This is a genomic window from Drancourtella sp. An12 (genome assembly GCF_002160935.1).
Classification (GTDB): domain Bacteria; phylum Bacillota; class Clostridia; order Lachnospirales; family Lachnospiraceae; genus Sellimonas; species Sellimonas catena.
Genome location: NZ_NFLO01000001.1, coordinates 233,775 through 253,853, shown reverse-complemented (window position 1 = coordinate 253,853; position 20,079 = coordinate 233,775). Strand labels below are relative to the sequence as shown.

Sequence of the window (20,079 nt, the reverse complement as noted above, 5' to 3'; positions counted from 1 at the left end):
ACAATGCACAGCAATCTCTACCTGAAATTTATCATATTGTATATTATTTTCGGTTTTTTAAGCCTTTTCACAGCTGCCACACTTGGAGCACAGCTTATTCTCGATACCATCCGTGACGAGGATGCATCCAGGCTGTACCGGGAAGCAACCATTCTGGCAACCGACTACCTTACTGATTATTATTCGAAAGAGACTACCGCTTCTTCGACGAGGGCAATGCTGAACGGAGTAAATGTCTATCTGGAAGCGGATCTCTGGCTTACGGATACAGAGGGAAATGTATTATTGTCCGTTTCCTCCTCCGGCTCCGCCATAGTTCCGGAGCAGATCCGTGACTTTGATCCGGCGGAATCCGGAGGTGAACAGTATCTGACCGGCGATTATCATGGATATTATTCAGAAGAAGTTCTTACCATGATTGTCCCGGTAACAGAAGGATTTTCCACAAAAGGATATCTTATCGTACATAAGCCGGTCTCCTATTTCGAGGATCAGCAGCACAGCATCATGCATTCCGTTTATATCACTCTGGCTGTCATTTATCTGCTTTCGTTTACAATCTTCCTCGGTATTCATCTGATTATTTATCTGCCTCTGCGCAAGATTACGGAAGCTGCCAAACAGTACGCCTCAGGGAATCTGGACTATGAGATCCCGGTAAATTCACAGGACGAAATCGGATATCTTTCCGCTTCGCTGAACTATATGTCCGCTCATCTCAAAGATATGGAGGATTATCAGAAAAAATTTGTTGCCAATGTGTCGCATGATTTTCGATCCCCTCTGACTTCCATCAAGGGATATGTGGAGGCAATTGCCGATGGTACAATCCCGGTGGAGCTTCAGAGTAAATATCTGGGTATTATTCTCTTTGAAACGGAACGTCTGACAGACCTGACACGGGATCTTCTGACGCTTAATGAATTTGATACAAAGGAGCTTCTTCTGAACAAGGAATCCTTTGATCTCCATGAAATGATCAAGCAGGTAGCCGCCTCCTTTGAAGGAGCCTGCACATCCAGGAAAATATCCATCGAACTCCTGCTTGCTTCCAGGGTCCTCTACGTCCATGCTGATCACAGCAAGATCCAGCAGGTACTTTACAATCTGCTGGATAACGCCATCAAATTCAGCAATCCACAGTCTACAGTCACAGTGGAGACAACGGAGCGGGGAGAGAAAGTTTTTGTTTCTGTTAAAGATTATGGAATCGGTATTCCGAAAGAAGATCTCAGTAAGATCTGGGAACGTTTCTACAAAAGCGATCTTTCCCGCGGAAAAGACAAAAAAGGAACCGGCCTTGGTCTTTCCATAGTCCGCGAGATTATTCAGGCACATAATGAAAATATCAATGTTATCAGTACGGAAGGAGTCGGAACGGAATTTATCTTTTCCCTCCCGAAGTCAGATAGCGGCAAATAAGTTTTCGTCACAAATTTATACCCAAAAAAAAACGGGCGGATTCCTTCTCCTTCAAAGGAATCTGCCCGTTTTATTGTTCGGTTTCCGCTTTATATTTTAAGAACTAGTACAGCATGTTTTTGATTGCTGTCTCTTCCATATTGTCCTGTGTTACCCATGCATAGCCGGTATCGACGTTTGCCTCATTTGCCATATCAAGCGCCGATCTTGCTGCAGCTACTACTGTAGCATAGCCCATACCGTATGGATTCTGTACGATCAATCCATCGACCTTGCCGTCCTCGAGCGCCTCTGTCAGTGTCTCTCCTCCATCGAATCCAATCAGCCGGATGTCATCACTCTCTGATGCTTCACATGCGTCAATCAGCATCTTGGTCGTCTCTTCATTGGCTCCAATGCATCCTTTTGCATTAGGGTGCTCCGCCAGAATCTGCTGAATCACCTCTTCGTCTGTCACATCCTCTGCTGCTTTGCCAAGTTTCTCAGCGGTTCCCTCTTTCATGCTGTCCAGCTCGTCCATGTAATAGATACCGGACACCGTAATGTTCGGGTACTGTGACTGGAACTGGCTGATCATTCCTGCCTCTCTTTGCTTGGCAGAACCGGAAATATTATCCTGAATGAAAAGAAGTACTTCTCCCTGCTCATTTAACAGCCCCGCCATCTTATCTGCCGCTGTAGCACCTGCCTCCTGATTGTTCGTGGAAACAAGCATAAGCCCCGGATAATCACTTGGAGAATCCATCCCGACAACCGGAATATTATTTTCCGTAGCCAGGTCAAACTGTACCTCACATGCAGTCTTATCTATCACTGCAATGCCGACAGCAACCGGATAACGGTCCAGCTCTTCATCCAGAATATTAATCTGCTCGTCCACATCTCCTTCATGTCCCGGAGCATTATATGTTACCTTGATTTCATCTCTTCCACTGTATCCCAGGGCTTCGTTCAGTTGGTCCACAGCATCTTCAGCCCCGCGTTTTACTTCATCCCAATATTCGGAATCTTCAGATTTCCCGATGATGGAGATATAACTTCCTTTCTCCAGATTCAGACCTTCTACCGTGCTGTAAGCCTGCGGCTGAATCATGTTAAGTTTTGTCTGATCTGCTGACTCTTCTTCTTCCTGACCGAGTACCACGCTATCTTTATCGGACGTACCCTTCCCTGCACAGGCTGCCGTTGAAACTGCCGCGCAGAGCATGACTGCCATGACTGCGATCTTTTTTTTCATCGTTCTTTCTCCTGTTAATTGAAATTTACTACCCTACACTATACACCAATTTCAGGGAAAAAGCATAAAGTTTTTCTTAATTTTTCTCGCTGCTCCCGCTGAATATTTCTTTTGTACTAAATTAAAACCACGAATTTGCTTGTATAATGAATTTTTTTGTATTAAAATAAAATCACCATATAACATGGAATGTTTAGAATAAAGGAGGATACATACTATGGCACATGTAATTAGTGATGAATGTGTAAGCTGTGGAGCTTGCGAAGCAGAATGCCCGGTTGGCGCTATTTCTCAGGGAGCAGATCATTATGAAATCGATCCGTCTGCTTGCGTAGATTGTGGTGCTTGTGCAGCACAGTGCCCGACAGGTGCTATCTCCGCTGAATAATTTCAGTTTGTTTAATACTTTTGAATGCATGAATGAAAATGCCGTCATCCATTTGGTTTTGGGTGGCGGTATTTTTTCCCTGTTTCTTTTTCCACCGCCTCCTTTCGCCGGAATCCGCCATGCCTTCCGGGTTTCCTGTCCGAATCCGTCGAGAAGTTTTTCGGAATTCTTCCCCACAATATGTTATGATAGAAGTGCAGCAAAAGTGTATAAAAAAATTAACAGGGGGTTGTTGTATGGGCGAGGTTCAGTATATGATTTCAGAAGCTGCCAAGCGCACGGGCGTGGACGAGCACCTGCTCCTCTACTGGGAAAAGAATTTATCTCTTCCGTGCGGCCGGACTGAAAACGGGCATCGTTACTATACAGACGAAGACATACGGCTGTTTGGCTGTATCAAAGAACTACTAGAACAAGGTATCCGGATCGGAGATTTAAAGGAAGTCATCCCGGATATTTTACATACGAAAGAGGCTTTGCAGAAAAGAGTAAAGGAAGAGACACCGGAATCCCTTCTGGCGTCCGTCCTGCGCTCTGTACTGGCGGAAAACAATCCGATCCTCGAAAAACAGATCAGTGAGACGATCACAAAACAGGTATCCCAGAATATGAGTTTCCTGCTCCAGGCGAAAGAACGCCAGGAAGAAGAACGCTACAGAAACCTGGATCAGCTGATCCGCCAGCAGCAGCTCTACCGGAAAGAGAGTGTCAGGAACGCTCCGTCCCGCTTCTTCCACAGACTGCTCGGTGAAGCCTGAATCTATAAATGCTGCCACACGGTAAGAACTCTGTTTGCTCTTACATGTGGCAGCATTTTTATCGGTCATCCTTCCGAAGGAAGTTTGCAAATTTGGTATAATTCGGAAGCCATGTCAGCTCCACGGTTCCAATCGGGCCGTTTCTCTGTTTTGCGATGATGATTTCCGCAATGTTCGGCCGGTCTGTATCTTTATGATAGTAGTCGTCACGGTAGATAAACATAACCACGTCGGCATCCTGCTCGATCGCTCCGGATTCCCGAAGGTCAGAGAGCATCGGCCTGTGGTCCGGTCTCTGTTCCACGGCACGGCTCAGCTGTGACAGTGCAATCACCGGAACATTCAGCTCACGGGCGAGTGCTTTCAGTGAACGTGAGATATCGGAAATCTCCTGCTGTCTTGACTCGCTTCGGCCTCCCACACTTCCGCTCATCAACTGAAGATAGTCGATGATAATCAGTTCCAGATTGTGTTCCAGCTTATACTTTCTGCATTTGGAACGCATCTCGGAAATGGAGATACCAGGCGTATCGTCGATGATCAGATTGGAGCGCCCGATGATGCCGGCTCCTTCAATCAGCTTTTCCCAGTCCGTATCTTTGAGATTTCCGGTACGTAGCGACTGGGAATCAACCTGGGATTCCAGAGCGAACAGACGGTTTACCAGCTGTTCCTTTGACATCTCCAGACTGAAGATCGCCACGGTCTTCTCCACTTTAAACGCAACATGCTGCGCAATATTCAGTACGAATGCCGTCTTTCCCATGGACGGTCTCGCTGCCACAAGAATCAGATCCGACGGCTGCAGTCCCGACATCTTATAGTCAAGATCAATAAATCCTGTCGGAATACCGGTTACGGTTCCTTTACTCTTGGATGCTTTTTCGATCTTGTCGAGGGCATTTAAAACTACCTGGCGGATCGGAACATAATCTCCGGTATTTCTCTTCTGAATCAGCTCAAAGACATCTTTCTCCGTCTTCTCCAGAATTCCTTCCAGCGGTTCTTTTGCCAGATAGCATGTATTGGCAATGCCTTCTGTCAGCCGGATCAGCTTTCTGAGCATTGACTTTTCCGCCACGATATCCGCATAGTATTTGACATTGGCGGAGGTGGAAACCGATGTCAGAAGCTCACGCACGAATTCCAGGCTCTGGATTTCTTCGGGCACGTCTTTCTCCCGAAGTCTGTCCTGAAGCGTAATCAGATCTACCGGCTTCCCTTCATTGTAAAGCTCTACAATGGAATTGAATACCACACCGTAGGTGGTCTGGTAAAAATCTTCTCCGCTGATGATCTCGGACGCCGTCATGATCGCTTCTTTGTCCATCAGCATCGCTCCCACAACAGACTGCTCCGCCTCGATGCTGTGCGGCAGGACTCTCTTAATCAAAGCCTCTTCCATCTTGAATTCCTCCCGTCATCTTGCTCTCCAGGCGATCGGCCTATTCTTCCTGAACAGATACTTTCAGTTCAGCGGTCACTTTTGTATGAAGTCTGACCGGAATCCGGTGCATGCCAAGTGACTTCACCGGCTCTTTCATCTGAATCTTTTTCTTATCAATGTCATATCCCAGCTGCTCCTTGACTGCTGCCGCGATTTCCTTGGAAGATACGGATCCAAATGTCTTTCCGCCTTCTCCCGTTTTCATCTTCAATACTACTTTTTTATCTTCTGCCTCGATTTCCTTTTTCAGGGCTTCCGCTGCTTCCAGCTGCTCCTGTGCAATCTTGGCATCATTCGCTTTTTTCAGTTTCAGGTCGTTTAAGTTCTTGCTTGTTGCTTCCACTCCCTGTTTTTTCTTCAGGATGACATTCCGTGCGTAGCCGTCACTGACTTCCACGATCTCACCCTTTTTCCCAAGTGACTTGATATCTTCCAGTAAAATTACTTTCATACTGTGATGTCTCCTCCTTCAATCATATCATCGATGACCTGTTTGAGCGTTTCGATGTCGCCCTCCAGATCCGTATTTTCAAACTGAGCGCCGGCAGTATTAATATGTCCTCCACCGCCGATCCGCTCCATGATGATCTGTACATTGATCTCATCAATCGAACGCGCGCTCACATAAACTTTTCCGTGATATTCTGTCAGAACAAAGGCTGCCTTTACCTGACTGATATTCAGAAGCTCGTTGGCCGCCTGCGCTCCTACAATCGTCGGACTCTCAATATCTTCTCCTGCTCCTTTTGCAATAATAAAGCATTCTCTGTAGATCTCAGCCTGACCGATAATCGCTGCCTTTGCCCGGTATGCTGCCAGATCATCCCTGAAAATCTTATGTACATGTGTAATATCCGCGCCGCTTCTTCTCAGGAATGCCGCCGCCTCAAAGGTACGGACGCCGGTCCGGTTCGTAAAGTTGTTCGTATCAATCATGATCCCTGCGTAAATGCAGTTTGCCTCGATCGGGTCGAGCTTGATATCGTCCGAAATATACTGCAGAACTTCCGCTACCATCTCGCATGTGGATGACGCATACGGCTCGATATAGGAAAGCACCGCGTTCTCAATTACCTTGCTGCCCTGCCTGTGATGATCAAGCACCGCAACCGTCTTCACCATTCCAAGAAGCTCTTCACACTCCGTAATCGGAGGCTTATTTACGTCCACGACAACAACCATTGTATTATCATCCACAAGCCTCAGCGCTTCCTGGGAACTGACAAACATATCCTCCGGATAGTGGTCATTTTCCATGAACTCATTATAAAGCGGTCTCAAAGATACCGTAATCTCATTGATTACAATATGCGCCTTCTTTTCCAGACTTTCCGCAACCTTGTAAATTCCGATTGCCGCGCCAAAAGAGTCTGAATCTCCAAGCTTATGTCCCATGATCAGCACCTGATCCTTGGCAATCATGAACTCTCTGAGCGCCTCTGCCTTTACTCTTGCCTTTACTCTTGTGTTTTTCGACATCTGCTCACGCTTGCCGCCGTAGTACTTGATGCCGTCCTGGTCTTTAATGACAGCCTGATCCCCGCCTCTTGCAAGCGCAAGATCGATCGCCACACGGGCATAGTTATAGCTCTGTCCATAGGTGTCTTCGCTGAAGCCAAGACCGATACTGAGTGTCGCCGGAATCTTGTTCCCGACACTGATTTCTTTTACATCATCGAGAATGGAAAAATGGTCTTCCTCCATTTTGTGGAAATAAAAGTTTTTTACAATAATGAAATAGCGGTCTTTTTCAAGCTTCTTGACAATTCCATCCATCCTTGCCACATACTGGTTGATCTTACGGTCAATCAGCGCAATCAGCAGGGACTGCCTTACTTCCTCGACACTTTCGATAACCTCGTCATAGTTATCAATATAGATCAGTCCTGCCACCAGCTTCTGGTCTTCAATCTCAGCGACAGCCTGATTCAGGTCTGTAATATCATTCATATAGAGGGTAACAAAATACTCTTTCCCCTCCGGCAGTTCAAGAATCGGTTCTTTCTGGCTGAATCCGGATACCGGAACCTTCCGCAGATCCACTGAGTAATCCCGTCCCATATAGGTGACTTCAAGCCGTACCGTCTCCTTTTCCTCTTTTGGGAATACGCTCCTGTTAAGTTCCGGAATATACTTGCTCAAGTAGGTATCCGGTCTTAGTCCAGGTCCGATCACTTCGGCAAACTGGCTGTTCCCCCACAGTATCTTTCCATCATCCATCAGGATGGCATATGGAATCGACAACTCTCTGAGCAGAATGTCCTGTACCCCGCCGTACTGAGTGGCAAACTCCACAAGCTCTGCCATAAGCAGGGACCTGTTATAAAAATACAGGATAAACGCAATAATCGCATAGACGATGACGAATGCACTCATCAGAAAACCTGCACTTTGATCAACCATGTAAATCCAGATATTCATGGCAATCAGGAGAATCGTCATAATCGCCGGCCATTGCATATACAACTTCAACTGGCCTTTAAAATGAATAGTTCCTTTTTTGTTCATCTCTACGTCCTCAAATCCAAAAGTTGCAAGGTTTATTATACCACTTTTCAGCGCTTTTTTAAAGCGGTTTATCCGTTTTGGATCTCCTGAACGGATCAGGAGACATTTTCAAGAAGCATTTCAACGAATGCTGCCGCATTCTCTTTATGTTTTGCATTTTCCATGACACAGACATAAGCCGGTTCGTAGGAAACCCCCATTTTTTCTGTCATGTAGTCATTCTTCTCAAGGACTAACGCATCCCCCTGTACTTTTCCGCCCGCAAGTGCTTCCTCCGAAAGCAGTTCTTCCAGATTCACGAAGCCATTCTGATCATTATACTGTTCATAAACTTCCTCCGTGCAGATCAGAACATCGACCGATTCCGCACCAATGAGTGTGGACAGGGCAACATTGCTGTTGTAATCATCTGCCGATCCGCTTAAGTTGGAATTGATCTCCACCGTCTCTTTGCTGCTCCCTGTACCAAGGAGATCTTTGACATCCTCTTCAAGATCTGTCAATTCCGTGCCTGTTCCGCCCGTGATTGTCAGATTCAGCAGCACTTCACGGGTAATTCCCTGATACATGGTGACTCCCAGATAAATAACAACTCCGATAATCACCGGTATCAGAAAAATAATTTTATAGTACATCCACAAATATTCAATTTTCTCTTTCAGCGTCATCTGCCGCATTTTTTCCGCTTCAAATTTCCGTTTTTCTTTTCCGCTCATCTGACGCTCGTACTTTCTGTCCAGCATGATGTTTCCTCCTGTTGTTGTATTCTATTATTATGATGAATATTCGTCAATATGGCAAGTGAATTTTTTGTGTATCTGGTCTATTTTGTTGATTTTTACCTGTTTTTTCGCTATACTGTGTTTTAACGGTCCGCCCATGGCGGGATCAATAAGGAGGTTATTATGAGTCGTTTGTTTAGTCTGGAAAATCCTTTTATGCAGTTTCTTTCCAAAGTCTGCGACATGTTGATTCTGAACGTTGTCTTTATCTTCAGCTGTGTTCCTCTGTTTACAATCGGAGCATCCTTAAGTGCCTTGAATACAATCGCGCTGAAACTGGTCCGCCGGGAAGAGCCTTACATTGTCAAAGGATTTTTCAAAGCTTTTGCAGCAAATTTTAAACAGAGCACCATTGTGTGGCTCCTCAGCGTTGCTGTATTTCTGTTTTTCCGTTATGATTATATAATTGCAGCCTCAGTAGGTGGCACCATGTTCCGGGTGATTCAGCTGCTGCTTTTGATGATTATCCTTGTATTTGCAGCAGCGTTTTTGTATGTATTCCCGATTATCTCGCATTACATCTGTACGACAAAGCAGGCTGTCCGAAATGCGTTTTTGATGAGTATCGGCCATCTTCCATATACTCTCATCATGTTCGCTTACTTTGCACTGATCGGATTTTTACTTACTGCTTCTACGACCACTTTTGGCCTTGTTATCGCCATCAGCATGATCTGCGGTTTTTCCGTGACTGCCTACATGTGCTGCATTTTATTCAACCGCATCTTTAAAAAATACGATCCGGAAGAGGAAAAAGAGGCAGCAGAATAAACTTGTCCATTGTAAAAAGCCAGAGCAGGATTTCCCTCTCTGGCTTTCGCTTTCTTCTTCACATTTTTAAAGAATCGTACCTCCGCCCGATGACTGTATCTGCACGCCAAATCCCAGAATTCTCTGCACAATCTCCCACATTCCTCCCAGAATCGTACTGTTCGCATTCATAAGCGGACGGCTTAAAACGCCGCTCACAAGGAGAAGCAAGAGAATCAGGGAACGGTAGGGCCTGATTCTCTGATAAAAATACCCGACTCTTGGCAAGATCTGTTCCAGCACATTGGATCCGTCAAGCGGTGGGAACGGAATCAGATTGAAGACTCCAAGTCCGGTATTCATCACCGCAGAATAATAGCAGAGAAGATATAACACCTGCATCAGTTCCGAATTTGCGTCTCCGAAACGAATAATCAGGCCGCTTAACAGAACCGACAAAAACGCCAGAATAAAATTCATCACCGGTCCGGCAAGGGATACCAAAATAATCCCCTGTCGCCTGTTTTTGTAATATCTTGTGTTAATCCTTACAGGCTTTGCCCAGCCCATATGGAAGAAGATCAGACACAGTGTTCCGACCGGATCCAGATGCCTGAGCGGATTCAGGCTCATACGCCCGTCAGCTCTCGGTGTCGGATCTCCCAGGCGTTCCGACATCCAGCCATGTGCAAACTCATGGGCAGTAATCGCAATCAGCAGTACCGGTGCCATATATAAAATATATCTTATTTGCTGCAGGTAATAATTGAGATACATTGATCACATTCCTTTCCATTCTTACATATATTCTTTGATTCTAGCATATATGACACAATTATCAACCGGCACAATGTAAAATTTTTCTAAATTGTGCTAAAATAATTACTGTTCACACAGTGCCGGGATGTTGGAAAATGCAGCGTCATGTTTGCATGTAAGATGCAGCTTCCGGCGGCTCGGGGTGAGCAGTAACTCATAACGGAATAAAAGGAGAAATCTTATGCAGTACACCAGCCATTACCAGTCTCCGCTCGGCAGGATTCTTCTTGCAGCAGACAATACCGGCCTGACCGGTCTATGGTTTGAAGGGCAGAAATATTTTGCTCTTTCTCTGAATGCCAAGTGTTTAGACCGTGAAACTCCGCTTTTAGCTAATGCAAAGCGCTGGCTCGATCTTTATTTCACAGGAAAAAATCCGGATTTCCCTGTCTCTCTGCACCTTATGGGAACCGAATTCCAAAAAGAGGTCTGGAAAATTCTCTGCACAATCCCTTACGGAAAAACGACTACTTATGGAGACATCGCACGTCAGATTGCCCGAAAAAGAGGTCTGGATCATATGTCCGCCCAGGCTGTTGGCGGTGCCGTGGGACACAATCCGGTTTCTATCATTGTGCCATGCCACCGTGTCCTCGGAACGAACGGCAGCCTGACCGGTTATGCCGGAGGCATTGATAAAAAAATCAGTCTGCTCACGCTGGAGGGTGCCGAACTTCCGGCCAGCCGGCATCGTGCGAAGGAGAAATAACCGATGGCAGTCAGAAAAGCCGTCGCAATCCGGAGACGGCTTCTTCCGAATCCAATTAAACAGCGCGTGCCGCACAGGGAGAATCTCACTCCCCGGCGGCACGCATTTTTACCACATCGTAAACAGTTTTTGTATCATCGGCCATGTCTTTGGAAATTCCTGCAGAATCATGCTGCGTACCGCTTCCGGATCCATATCTGTAAAGTTCGCGTCCTTCAGCAGAATTTCTTTCATTCCACTGACTGTATTACCTATGGCAATATGCCCATGGGCATAATTACCAAGAGCGATCTTATTCGCGACAGCACAGTTTCCGATGGCGTACATCCCCACCGCAAGATTGCCGAACGCAACGATTCCCACACTGAGATTGCCTCCCGCAATGATTCCTGCGGCAAATGCTCCAAGAGCCAGAATGCCAAGACTCGCCGCTCCTATGGAAATCATTCCCATCGCCGCTGCTCCGATCGCGACCAGGCCTCTTGCGAATACTCCGATACTGACAACTCCTGTAGCCCGCACCCCGACTGCCAGAATTCCTTTTGCCGGAGCCATCTTCATCCGAAAGCGCCCTCCGCTCTCTCTCATTCCCTGAAAACAGATATGATAGATAGGAAGTCCAAACAGTGTGTGTCTGCTCTTCTTTTCGAAATGCCACGGCCTGACCTCTCTGTAATACACCACTTTCTCCGTCTGTTCTTCTTGCTTGTCTTTCAGAAGATAATCTGTAGTCACCTGAAACAGACTGCTCATCATAACGATCTTATCCACGTCCGGCTTGGATACTCCAAGCTCCCATTTTGATACTGCCTGGCGGCTGACTCCCATCTTCTCCGCAAATGCTTCCTGCGAAAGCCCCTCCTTCTTCCGGAGCATCTGAATTTTTTCTGATAATTCCATACCTGTATATCCTGCCTTTCTGATTTTGTCTGCCTACAGGTTAACCGAAACCCGGCATTTTTTCCAGCAACCGAAGACGGAACATTGTCAACCTGAGGTTGCAGTACAGGATTTCACATGGTTATCCTGCCTTGAAATTTTTTTCAAACTGTCTTTTCTATATTCAGTGGGGGTTACCTTGTAGTGCTGCTTAAACTTTCTGCAAAAATAATCCTCGTGATTAAATCCTGTCTCTTTCGAGATTGTTTTAATATTTTTCTCCGTGGACGTAAGCAGCCTTGCCGCTTCTTTCAGTCTGCAGCTGTTCAGGTAGTCCACCGGTGTTGTATGCAGATACCGGCGAAAAAGATTGAGCGCGGTGCTTTTACTAACCAGTGCCTGATCGGCAATATCTCTCAGGGAAATACCTGACGCCAGATTCTGGTGAATATACTGCATCATCAACTGTACCCTTGCCTGAGAAGAAACAGATGTATCCATTCTCCTTCCCGCAAGATCCGTCTCCAGATTTTCATACATCAGATACCAGATCTTCTGAAGCAGCGATGACGTCAGCAGTTCTTTTCCGGAATCCGACTCCTGAATCCGGACAGTTTCCCTCATAAGTGTCAGCACTTCGGACTGCCAGGATATGTTTTCCTCAAAAGTCTGACAATCCAGAGCAGAAGAGAGGACAGGCAGCACGTACCTGTCAAAGATCAAACTGTCCTGCGGCGCTATAAATACCGGATGGCATACAAAATTCGGCACTACCGCTTCTCCTTCCGAATAAAAGCGGTGCAACACTCTGGAATTGACAAACAGTCCGTCTCCTTCCAGCAAAGAGAACTGCTTTTCCCCGATCTCGCACCTCACTGTGCCTTTTTCAACCAGAACAAATTCCACTTCGACATGCCAGTGCCACTCGATACAATTAAAGTCAAACTCAGCCAGATTTTCATAGTAATAATGGAACGGATAACTGCTGTTTCCATGCCGGACTATTTCCATCAGACTGTCATCGGTCATGATTTTGTTACTTTGTCTGCCGTACTTCATAGCTTCTCACCCCTTAAAGGCACTGTCGTTTACGATATTATACAACAAATATGTGATATATTTCAATGACAGGCGGAATGTGGTACGATATAATTCAGTTGGCTTTCGTTTTGGGAAACAACAGTCCCGGAGCGGAAACCCCTAGACAAATCATAATAATCACAGGGGGAAGAAATCATGAAAAATCCATATAAAAAAACTCTCACCGCGTGTTACCTTGGATTTGTAACGCAGGCAATCTGTGCAAACTTTGCTCCTCTGCTGTTTCTGACTTTCCACAACACCTACAACATACCTCTTGGAAAGATTGCATTCATTTCCACAGCATTTTTCTTTACACAGCTGCTTGTGGATCTGTTCTGTGCCAGATTCGTAGACGGCATCGGTTACCGGAAGAGCGTGGTGGCTTCCGAGATTCTTTCGGCTTCCGGCCTTATCGGGCTGACTGTGCTGCCGGAGCTTCTTGGTGATCCGTACATCGGAATTCTTCTCAGTGCCATCATCTATGCAATCGGAAGTGGATTGATCGAAGTACTTGTCAGTCCGATTGTGGAAGCCTGTCCTTTCGACAGGAAAGACAGCGTGATGAGCCTGCTTCATTCCTTTTACTGCTGGGGAGCAGTCGGCGTTATTCTGTTCTCAACCGCATTTTTTGCCATTTTCGGCATAGAAAACTGGCGGATTCTTGCATGTATCTGGGCTCTGATCCCATTATACAATGTGTACAACTTTTCTACTTGTCCAATCCGGCATCCTGCAGAAGGAGGGGAAGCCAGAGGAATCCGGAAGCTTTTCAGGATTCCGGTCTTCTGGGTTTCCATTGTCCTGATGGTTTGTGCTGGAGCAAGTGAAATCTCCATGGCTCAGTGGGCATCCGCCTATGTGGAATCAGCTCTTGGAATTTCCAAAAGCATCGGAGACATTGCCGGCCCTTCTCTGTTTGCCGTTACTATGGGACTCAGCCGTCTCCTCTACGGAAAATACGGCGAAAAAATAGATCTTCTCAAATTCATGATCGGTTCCGGCGCACTTTGTCTTGTCTGCTATCTGATGTCGGCACTGGGGCAGCATCCCGCTTTGGGGCTTGCCGGCTGCATTCTGTGCGGCTTCTCTGTCGGAATCATGTGGCCGGGTACAATCAGTATATCGTCCTCCCGTATTCCTCTTGGCGGAACAGCAATGTTCGCACTGCTTGCAATGGCTGGTGATCTTGGAGGATCTATCGGCCCCGGCATCGTCGGATTCGTAACGGAAAGTTCCGGCGACAGCCTGAAAACAGGCCTTTTGGCCGCCTGTATATTCCCGGTGGTCCTGATTCTTTCTACCTGCCTGCTGAAAATGGCAGGTTCCCAAAAACAGATGTCCTGTGCTGCAGAACAATAACTGTCAAAGGGCGTACCGTGTGCGAAAGCATAAGCTTCGTACGATACGCCCTTTTCTTATTTTCTGTTATCCTGTTTTACGATATCCCGGATGATGGATTCGATATCCTGTCCGTTGATGGACACATCAAGGATTCTTGTTTTCTCCGCTATCAGGTTGATAATACGGATGCTGTCATTTTCTTCACTGTCAAATTCCAGCACAAGTTCGGATTCCTGTGAGTGCAGAATTTCCACTCCCGGAATCTCAAATACGGTTTTCTGATTCCATGGATTGTGTTCCAGTTCCAGACGGATCTGTTTTCTCCGGTCAAAATTTTTCCGGACATTTTCAATTTTATCATCTACAACCAGTTTCCCATGGTTGATGAGGATAATTCTGCGGCACAGCGACTCAATGTCCTGAAAATCATGAGATGTCACGATAAAAGTCGTCTTCCGCTCCTCATTCATCCGCCGGATAAATTTCCGGATTTTATATTTGGACTCACTGTCAAGTCCGATGGTCGGCTCATCCAGATAAACGATCTCCGGATCGTGAAGAAATGCCGCCGCAATATTACATTTCATCTTCTGGCCAAGGGACAGCTGCCGCTCCGGTGTACCAAGAAGTTCTTTCATTTCCATCAGTTCCGTGAACTCCTCCAGATTCTGACGAAATCGGTTTTCCGGAATCTCGTAGAGCTGCTGCAGCACCCGGTAAGATTCGATGACCGGCACGTCCCACCAGAGCACGGAACGGTTTCCAAATACAACGCCGACATGTTTATTAACCTTCATCCGATTTTTTGACGGCTCCAGTCCATTGACAAGCACCTTCCCGGCTGTCGGCGTCAGCACTCCGGAAAGCATTTTAATCGTTGTAGACTTCCCGCTCCCGTTTGGTCCGACATAACCCACTGCCTCACCTTTCCGGATCTGAAAATTGATATCATCTACCGCCCGGAACACATCGTACTGCGGATGAAACATGGATGCCAGAGCCTTCCCCACGGAGCCCGGATCTTTTTTCCTTTTATATTCTTTTACTAAATGATTCACTTCGATCTGCATAGAAACTTCTTCCCCCTTACGTTCCTGTACTGTTATATCCCTTCAGGCCCAGCCGCCAGATCACAGCCGCAATTCCGGCTACCAGTGCCGCCACACACGGCAGAAGGATCATGACCGGCATATCGGTTCTTCCAAGAAGACCAAGCACCGGATAGTAGGCCACAAACCCCAGCGGCAGAATGTAGGTGAAAAATCCCTGTATCGCCGCAGGGAATACCTGAAGCGGATATTTGACAAATTCCCGGCAGGTCTGCACGAGAACTGCGATGTCATCTCCCTGCACGATCCAGAAATTCAAACTGTTAAAAATCGTGTAAATTCCGGAGTTGATGACCGTCCCGAAAATCACATATTCGACAAGCAGCACAATCTCCCGGACTCCCATAGAAAGGCCGATTCCATGAATAGACCACGCCAGAATTCCTACATAGACTACCATACTTAACACTGCCTGAAAATGCATGATTTGTCCAAGCATCTGCACAAACGGTGACGCCGGACGGATCAGGAATACATCCATCTCACCTCTTCGTATCATCTTATCGATAGACCAGACATTGTCAAAAAATGCCTGTCCGATTGCTTCAATTACCGCACACATGGAGAACAACAGGCAGATCTCGTAAAATCCCCATGTGCCAAGGCCTCCCGTCACACTGGCTACTGCCAGAATTCCGATGAACCCGCAGGCCTCCCGAACGATCATGGAAATCAGCCAGATCAATGTGTCCGCCGGGTACTGGGTCATGCAGAGAAGCCCGATTCTCATATAGCAAAGCCAGAGCTTTGCATAGTATTTCCATCTCATACCATCAACCTCCCTGTACCACAACTTTTTTGATTGCGAACCGGTAAAACGCCATCACTCCGATTCCAAGCAGTGCCACCCAGATAATCTGAAGACCGATAAAGGAAAAGGCCTCTGCGGCCGTGTATTTTCCAAGATAAATGTGAACCGGCACCGAGACCATCCCGGCAAAAGGCATATAGTCCAACACCTTTGCCACACCTTCCGGGAAAAGAAAGAGCGGTACAATCCCGCCGGAAAGAATCGACATCAGCGCTGTCTTCGTATAACCAATCCCGTATGAATTCAGTGTAAAGAACGAAATCAGCCCCACCATCACTTCAATCCAGAACATCAGACCGATGGAAATAAAGACACTGATAAGAAACAATGCAAAGTTTGCTGCGCCATCCGGACCGGTTCCGCCTAAAATAAAGGTTGCGAGTATACTGACTGGAATTCCTTTGAAAAGGATAAAGAAAAGGAATTCTCCCACTCTTTTTCCAAAGAGCGTAAATACAAGCGGGACCGGTCTCAGAAGCTCAACCACAATATCGCCTTTCTGGACCCACTCGGAAAACTCCCGGTTGATTCCGCCGGAAAACTGCGAGGACAGAAGCCGGGAAATAATCACGTAAGTCGTGATCTCCACCGCCGTAAATCCATGCAGCTCGTCCCTGGACTGAAATACATATTTCCAGAGGAAATAGTAAATCAGAATCGAGACCGCCGTTCCGAAAATATTGAACCAGAAGGCTTTGATATATGCAAATTTTGTTTGAAACGTCATTCTGATTAGATAATATAACTTTTTCATAACTTTTTTCTCACTCCCTTCCCATTGGTATGATTCTATCATTAATGCCTTTTTGCATCCATAGCTGTTTTGTCTATAAACATTGCCATTTCTCAGATTTTTCTTCTTTTTTGCAATTTTTCTTTCTTTTAGCATTGCGAAATTGTATAATCAAGTCACTATATAGAAAAGGGGGATAGCATGTTACAGAATTCGGATTTATTTTTAAATGCTGTAGAAAAAGATTCTCTGGATCTTGCTTTTCAATCCAGCGGCATCGATCAGTGTGTCTGCGGAAATATTTTCGGTCCGCGCATCCGGCGTTATTATCTGATCCATTTTGTTTTAGACGGTTTCGGTGTTCTGCAGATCGAAGAAAAAAAATATCCGGTCAAGCCAGGGCAGGCATTTCTGATTCCCGCAGGCGTAAATGCCGCCTACCAGGCAGATTTCCGCCACCCATGGAAATACTGCTGGATCGGTTATCAGGGAACTCAGGCCGGCTATTATACGAGCCTTCTTTTTGGAGATGGCTTCGTTACCGACATACAGGATGTCACTCTTTACGAAAAAATGATCATGAAGTTCCTCGCTTTCACCGATCGGCGTATTCCTGATGGAGCCAGATTTACACCCGAAGACTTTCCTCTTACCTTTTTTTCAGAAGCAAAAACCGCATCCGGACATCTCAAACTGAATGGTCTACTGAAGGAAATGTTTTCGAGCCTTGTTGCGGAACATCACAAAGATCAGGAGGACATTTCCTCAGCTCCGTATCCGAAGCAGATCAAAGCCTATATTGACCGGCATTATAATGAACATATGCAAATTCAGGACATTGCTGACTATTTGCATCTGAATCCTCATTATATAACCGCGGTCTTTAAGCAGAAATACTTCAAAACACCGAAACAATATCTGACAGAACTGCGGATTGAGAAAGCAAAAATCTATCTTGTAGATACAGATTATTCCCTGCAGGTCATTGCAAATGCGGTAGGACTAGAAAATCCATTTTCCTTCTCCCGACTTTTCAAGTCGGTAACGGGATATTCGCCGTCTGAATATAAGAAACGGTTTCCAAACTGGTTTTCTTAATTTAGTAATTCTATATATCAGGAGAAAAAGATTATGAAAATTTTATTGATTGACAGTCTGGATCACTATTCCGGCGTCACAACACATATTTGTCATCTTGCAGACGAACTATGCCGTCGTCGGTGTGATGTTACCATTATGGCCCCAAATATCGAGATTTACAAAGGAAAGTTGGAATCAGACATCCGTCTGCTTCCATTTCGCAAAGGTCATCTGACAGAAGATCTACCACTTTCTTTCCTCAATACATTCGACCTGATTAACTCAAATGCCTATGTGGAAGTCAATACTTATCTGACAGATTTCACGATCCGAAAATACAGACTCCTGATTACGATCCATGAAGTCATGAAACGCGAAAGCCTAAGGCTGTACGCAGATTATTATCACTGTCTAAAACAAAGTGACGGTCTGATTACCGTTTCTTACTCTGCCCGCAGAATTCTTCTGGAAAATGACTTTGCTCCAGATTTTGTACATACAATTCCGAATGGAATTCCAATTCCCGACACCCATGTCAATGCCAATGCCAAAGATCTTGTTTTTACCGGAAGACTCTCGGAAGAAAAGAATGTCATGGTACTTCTGGAAACCATGAAACAGCTGAAGCAGGAATCGATCCATTTACATCTATATGGAAATGGTCCAATGGAATCGGAAATCAAAAAGGTAATCGCGCAGAATTCTTTACAGGAAACCTGTATTTTGCATGGATTCTGTTCAAATATCGGCCAAATTCTGAATCAATATCAAATTCTTATCCTGCCTTCTAAAACGGAAAGCTGCTCCTACACACTACTTGAAGGGATGGCAAACCATGTGTTCCTGATCGCCTCTGACTGTCCCGGCAACCGGGAAATGATTGTCGATCAAATCACCGGAGCCCTCTTTCACTGTGATGATTCAGCTCAACTGGCTCAGTCTGTCCGCTACTGGTTCAGTCATACTCCGGAACGAAACGCTGTAGCAGAAAACGCTTATAACCGGGCCAGACAATATTATAGTACAAAACAAATGGGCGACAGGTTCATCGAGCTATATCAATGTGTACTTAATAAATAAGTGCTCGTTTCCAGGCAGTCCTCTCTATAATAAGACAGTTTTAATAGTATGACTGTTGATTTCTATCTCCTCTATTGCTATACTAGGGGCATATTCTTTCCCGCCTTTTCCTACAAGGCGGGAGGCATTTCTTATTATCTATTGATTCCATTCTATTTTCAAATCAAAGGAGGCTTCTGCCTATGAAGAAAAAACAAAGAAAAATCACATCTAAAACAAAAAAACGGAACCGGTCCCTGGGAAAACCTGTCAACCGAAAGTACAAAGACACTCTTTTCCGTATGATTTTCCGGGACAGACACAATCTTTTATCCCTCTATAACGCATTAAACCACTCTTCCTATACGAACGAAGAAGATCTTGAAATCACCACTCTGGAAGACGTCATCTATGTAGGAATGAAAAATGACGTATCTTTTCTCTTTTCCAGTACCCTCAATCTGTACGAACATCAAAGCACCTTAAATCCCAATATGCCGATCCGCGGCCTGTTTTATATAGCACGCATTTACCAGAACTATATCAAGAAACACGAACTGAATCTTTACAGCACCAGACGGATTCCTTTACCCGTACCGGTATATGTGGTATTCTATAATGGACAAAGCGAAGAATCGGAATACCGGGAATTAAACCTTTCAGATTCCTTTATGAAATCTGCATTTGCGGGACAGGCCGCACTGGAATGCCGGGCACTGATGCTCAACATCAATCTTGGGCATAATCAGGAACTTCTCGAAAGCTGTAAAGTTCTATGGGAATACTCCTACTTTATAAATGAAGTACGAGAAAACCAAAAACAGGGGCTTGCCATAGAAACAGCAGTCCGGGAGGCGCAGAAAAGCTGTATCGAAAAGGATATCCTGAAAGAATTCCTGGAGCAAAACAGTGCGGAGGTGAGCGATGTGATCCTGGAAGAATTTGATCAGGAAAAATATGAGGAAGATCTTCGGCGGGAAAGCTGGGAGGATGGCAAAATCGCCGGTATGGCATTTGAAAAGAAAGAACTGCTGGTCAATTTGTACCGTAAACATTTGCTGACTTTGGAACAGGCCGCAGAGGAGTATGGTACAACAGCAGAAGAGTTCCAAAAATTTTTATTGTGATGCCGAAACAATTTGGCATATGTTGATTTATATCACT

20 protein-coding genes are annotated in these 20,079 nt (G+C 45.6%); 9 read left to right on the top strand and 11 right to left on the bottom strand.

Translation table 11 applies throughout. From position 1 onward, the window contains the following. Nucleotides 1-3: 3 nt before the first annotated feature. Entirely contained in the window at nucleotides 4-1,422 is a 1,419-nt protein-coding gene (locus B5E64_RS01220) for a HAMP domain-containing sensor histidine kinase (protein WP_087166699.1), read from the top strand. 103 nt (nucleotides 1,423-1,525) lie between these two features. On the opposite strand, the gene B5E64_RS01215 is transcribed toward B5E64_RS01220, so the two are convergent. Then, nucleotides 1,526-2,659 carry a substrate-binding domain-containing protein gene (locus B5E64_RS01215; protein ID WP_087166698.1) on the bottom strand — a complete coding sequence of 378 codons (1,134 nt, stop codon included), beginning with the start codon at nucleotides 2,657-2,659 and terminating at the stop codon, nucleotides 1,526-1,528. Between the two features lie 217 nt (nucleotides 2,660-2,876). On the opposite strand from B5E64_RS01215, the gene B5E64_RS01210 reads away from it, so the two are divergent. Both B5E64_RS01210 and B5E64_RS01205 read left to right on the top strand, forming a co-directional pair. Then, on the top strand, nucleotides 2,877-3,047 hold the full coding sequence (locus B5E64_RS01210) for a 4Fe-4S binding protein (RefSeq protein WP_087166697.1): 171 nt from the start codon (nucleotides 2,877-2,879) through the stop codon (nucleotides 3,045-3,047). Nucleotides 3,048-3,283: 236 nt separating this feature from the next. Continuing rightward, on the top strand, nucleotides 3,284-3,805 hold the full coding sequence (locus tag B5E64_RS01205) for a helix-turn-helix domain-containing protein (protein ID WP_087166696.1): 522 nt from the start codon (nucleotides 3,284-3,286) through the stop codon (nucleotides 3,803-3,805). A gap of 58 nt (nucleotides 3,806-3,863) precedes the next feature. On the opposite strand, the gene dnaB is transcribed toward B5E64_RS01205, so the two are convergent. From dnaB to B5E64_RS01185, 4 genes are all read right to left on the bottom strand, one after another. Further along, nucleotides 3,864-5,210: a replicative DNA helicase gene (gene dnaB, locus B5E64_RS01200; RefSeq protein ID WP_087166695.1), complete on the bottom strand. Its 1,347-nt coding sequence runs from the start codon at nucleotides 5,208-5,210 to the stop codon at nucleotides 3,864-3,866. Between the two features lie 40 nt (nucleotides 5,211-5,250). Then, nucleotides 5,251-5,703: a 50S ribosomal protein L9 gene (gene rplI / locus B5E64_RS01195; RefSeq protein WP_087166694.1), complete on the bottom strand. Its 453-nt coding sequence runs from the start codon at nucleotides 5,701-5,703 to the stop codon at nucleotides 5,251-5,253. Then, complete coding sequence (locus tag B5E64_RS01190; protein ID WP_087166693.1) at nucleotides 5,700-7,760, bottom strand: DHH family phosphoesterase; 2,061 nt, start codon at nucleotides 7,758-7,760, stop codon at nucleotides 5,700-5,702. The genes rplI and B5E64_RS01190 overlap by 4 nt, the downstream gene beginning before the upstream one ends. Before the next feature lie 95 nt (nucleotides 7,761-7,855). Beyond that, complete coding sequence (locus tag B5E64_RS01185; protein ID WP_087166692.1) at nucleotides 7,856-8,503, bottom strand: hypothetical protein; 648 nt, start codon at nucleotides 8,501-8,503, stop codon at nucleotides 7,856-7,858. Nucleotides 8,504-8,665: 162 nt separating this feature from the next. Between B5E64_RS01185 and B5E64_RS01180 the strand changes: the two genes are divergently transcribed. Then, nucleotides 8,666-9,313 (top strand): DUF624 domain-containing protein, encoded by a 648-nt coding sequence (locus B5E64_RS01180; protein ID WP_087166691.1) that lies wholly within the window; start codon nucleotides 8,666-8,668, stop codon nucleotides 9,311-9,313. Between the two features lie 66 nt (nucleotides 9,314-9,379). On the opposite strand, the gene B5E64_RS01175 is transcribed toward B5E64_RS01180, so the two are convergent. Beyond that, nucleotides 9,380-10,024: a site-2 protease family protein gene (locus tag B5E64_RS01175; protein WP_242958818.1), complete on the bottom strand. Its 645-nt coding sequence runs from the start codon at nucleotides 10,022-10,024 to the stop codon at nucleotides 9,380-9,382. 268 nt (nucleotides 10,025-10,292) lie between these two features. Between B5E64_RS01175 and B5E64_RS01170 the strand changes: the two genes are divergently transcribed. After that, nucleotides 10,293-10,820 carry a methylated-DNA--[protein]-cysteine S-methyltransferase gene (locus B5E64_RS01170; protein WP_087166689.1) on the top strand — a complete coding sequence of 176 codons (528 nt, stop codon included), beginning with the start codon at nucleotides 10,293-10,295 and terminating at the stop codon, nucleotides 10,818-10,820. 108 nt (nucleotides 10,821-10,928) lie between these two features. On the opposite strand, the gene B5E64_RS01165 is transcribed toward B5E64_RS01170, so the two are convergent. After that, nucleotides 10,929-11,720, bottom strand: a complete 792-nt coding sequence (locus tag B5E64_RS01165) for a helix-turn-helix transcriptional regulator (RefSeq protein ID WP_087166688.1) — start codon at nucleotides 11,718-11,720, stop codon at nucleotides 10,929-10,931. 87 nt (nucleotides 11,721-11,807) lie between these two features. Further along, entirely contained in the window at nucleotides 11,808-12,758 is a 951-nt protein-coding gene (locus B5E64_RS01160; protein ID WP_087166687.1) for an AraC family transcriptional regulator, read from the bottom strand. Between the two features lie 177 nt (nucleotides 12,759-12,935). Between B5E64_RS01160 and B5E64_RS01155 the strand changes: the two genes are divergently transcribed. Further along, nucleotides 12,936-14,141, top strand: a complete 1,206-nt coding sequence (locus B5E64_RS01155; RefSeq protein ID WP_087166686.1) for an MFS transporter — start codon at nucleotides 12,936-12,938, stop codon at nucleotides 14,139-14,141. A gap of 56 nt (nucleotides 14,142-14,197) precedes the next feature. On the opposite strand, the gene B5E64_RS01150 is transcribed toward B5E64_RS01155, so the two are convergent. Genes B5E64_RS01150 through B5E64_RS01140 form a run of 3 tightly spaced genes read right to left on the bottom strand, consistent with a single transcriptional unit; the run spans nucleotide 14,198 to nucleotide 16,770 of the window. After that, nucleotides 14,198-15,193, bottom strand: a complete 996-nt coding sequence (locus B5E64_RS01150) for an ATP-binding cassette domain-containing protein (protein WP_087166685.1) — start codon at nucleotides 15,191-15,193, stop codon at nucleotides 14,198-14,200. A gap of 16 nt (nucleotides 15,194-15,209) precedes the next feature. After that, nucleotides 15,210-16,001, bottom strand: coding sequence for an ABC-2 family transporter protein (locus tag B5E64_RS01145; RefSeq protein WP_087166684.1), 792 nt, complete (start codon nucleotides 15,999-16,001; stop codon nucleotides 15,210-15,212). A gap of 4 nt (nucleotides 16,002-16,005) precedes the next feature. After that, nucleotides 16,006-16,770: an ABC-2 family transporter protein gene (locus tag B5E64_RS01140; RefSeq protein ID WP_242960052.1), complete on the bottom strand. Its 765-nt coding sequence runs from the start codon at nucleotides 16,768-16,770 to the stop codon at nucleotides 16,006-16,008. Nucleotides 16,771-16,977: 207 nt separating this feature from the next. On the opposite strand from B5E64_RS01140, the gene B5E64_RS01135 reads away from it, so the two are divergent. From B5E64_RS01135 to B5E64_RS01125, 3 genes are all read left to right on the top strand, one after another. Next, complete coding sequence (locus B5E64_RS01135) at nucleotides 16,978-17,874, top strand: AraC family transcriptional regulator (RefSeq protein WP_087166683.1); 897 nt, start codon at nucleotides 16,978-16,980, stop codon at nucleotides 17,872-17,874. 33 nt (nucleotides 17,875-17,907) lie between these two features. Further along, on the top strand, nucleotides 17,908-18,936 hold the full coding sequence (locus tag B5E64_RS01130; protein WP_087166682.1) for a glycosyltransferase family 4 protein: 1,029 nt from the start codon (nucleotides 17,908-17,910) through the stop codon (nucleotides 18,934-18,936). Between the two features lie 182 nt (nucleotides 18,937-19,118). Beyond that, nucleotides 19,119-20,042 (top strand): Rpn family recombination-promoting nuclease/putative transposase, encoded by a 924-nt coding sequence (locus tag B5E64_RS01125; protein ID WP_140398803.1) that lies wholly within the window; start codon nucleotides 19,119-19,121, stop codon nucleotides 20,040-20,042. Nucleotides 20,043-20,079 lie beyond the last annotated feature (37 nt).

What these genes read in the sequence shown, in the direction of transcription:
- B5E64_RS01220 (WP_087166699.1), top strand. Translation starts at nt 4, where the DNA reads ATGCACAGCAATCTCTACCTGAAATTTATCATATTGTATATTATTTTC.
- B5E64_RS01215 (WP_087166698.1), bottom strand. Translation starts at nt 2,659, where the DNA reads ATGAAAAAAAAGATCGCAGTCATGGCAGTCATGCTCTGCGCGGCAGTT.
- B5E64_RS01210 (WP_087166697.1), top strand. Translation starts at nt 2,877, where the DNA reads ATGGCACATGTAATTAGTGATGAATGTGTAAGCTGTGGAGCTTGCGAA.
- B5E64_RS01205 (WP_087166696.1), top strand. Translation starts at nt 3,284, where the DNA reads ATGGGCGAGGTTCAGTATATGATTTCAGAAGCTGCCAAGCGCACGGGC.
- dnaB (WP_087166695.1), bottom strand. Translation starts at nt 5,210, where the DNA reads ATGGAAGAGGCTTTGATTAAGAGAGTCCTGCCGCACAGCATCGAGGCG.
- rplI (WP_087166694.1), bottom strand. Translation starts at nt 5,703, where the DNA reads ATGAAAGTAATTTTACTGGAAGATATCAAGTCACTTGGGAAAAAGGGT.
- B5E64_RS01190 (WP_087166693.1), bottom strand. Translation starts at nt 7,760, where the DNA reads ATGAACAAAAAAGGAACTATTCATTTTAAAGGCCAGTTGAAGTTGTAT.
- B5E64_RS01185 (WP_087166692.1), bottom strand. Translation starts at nt 8,503, where the DNA reads ATGCTGGACAGAAAGTACGAGCGTCAGATGAGCGGAAAAGAAAAACGG.
- B5E64_RS01180 (WP_087166691.1), top strand. Translation starts at nt 8,666, where the DNA reads ATGAGTCGTTTGTTTAGTCTGGAAAATCCTTTTATGCAGTTTCTTTCC.
- B5E64_RS01175 (WP_242958818.1), bottom strand. Translation starts at nt 10,024, where the DNA reads ATGGCACCGGTACTGCTGATTGCGATTACTGCCCATGAGTTTGCACAT.
- B5E64_RS01170 (WP_087166689.1), top strand. Translation starts at nt 10,293, where the DNA reads ATGCAGTACACCAGCCATTACCAGTCTCCGCTCGGCAGGATTCTTCTT.
- B5E64_RS01165 (WP_087166688.1), bottom strand. Translation starts at nt 11,720, where the DNA reads ATGGAATTATCAGAAAAAATTCAGATGCTCCGGAAGAAGGAGGGGCTT.
- B5E64_RS01160 (WP_087166687.1), bottom strand. Translation starts at nt 12,758, where the DNA reads ATGAAGTACGGCAGACAAAGTAACAAAATCATGACCGATGACAGTCTG.
- B5E64_RS01155 (WP_087166686.1), top strand. Translation starts at nt 12,936, where the DNA reads ATGAAAAATCCATATAAAAAAACTCTCACCGCGTGTTACCTTGGATTT.
- B5E64_RS01150 (WP_087166685.1), bottom strand. Translation starts at nt 15,193, where the DNA reads ATGCAGATCGAAGTGAATCATTTAGTAAAAGAATATAAAAGGAAAAAA.
- B5E64_RS01145 (WP_087166684.1), bottom strand. Translation starts at nt 16,001, where the DNA reads ATGAGATGGAAATACTATGCAAAGCTCTGGCTTTGCTATATGAGAATC.
- B5E64_RS01140 (WP_242960052.1), bottom strand. Translation starts at nt 16,770, where the DNA reads ATGACGTTTCAAACAAAATTTGCATATATCAAAGCCTTCTGGTTCAAT.
- B5E64_RS01135 (WP_087166683.1), top strand. Translation starts at nt 16,978, where the DNA reads ATGTTACAGAATTCGGATTTATTTTTAAATGCTGTAGAAAAAGATTCT.
- B5E64_RS01130 (WP_087166682.1), top strand. Translation starts at nt 17,908, where the DNA reads ATGAAAATTTTATTGATTGACAGTCTGGATCACTATTCCGGCGTCACA.
- B5E64_RS01125 (WP_140398803.1), top strand. Translation starts at nt 19,119, where the DNA reads ATGAAGAAAAAACAAAGAAAAATCACATCTAAAACAAAAAAACGGAAC.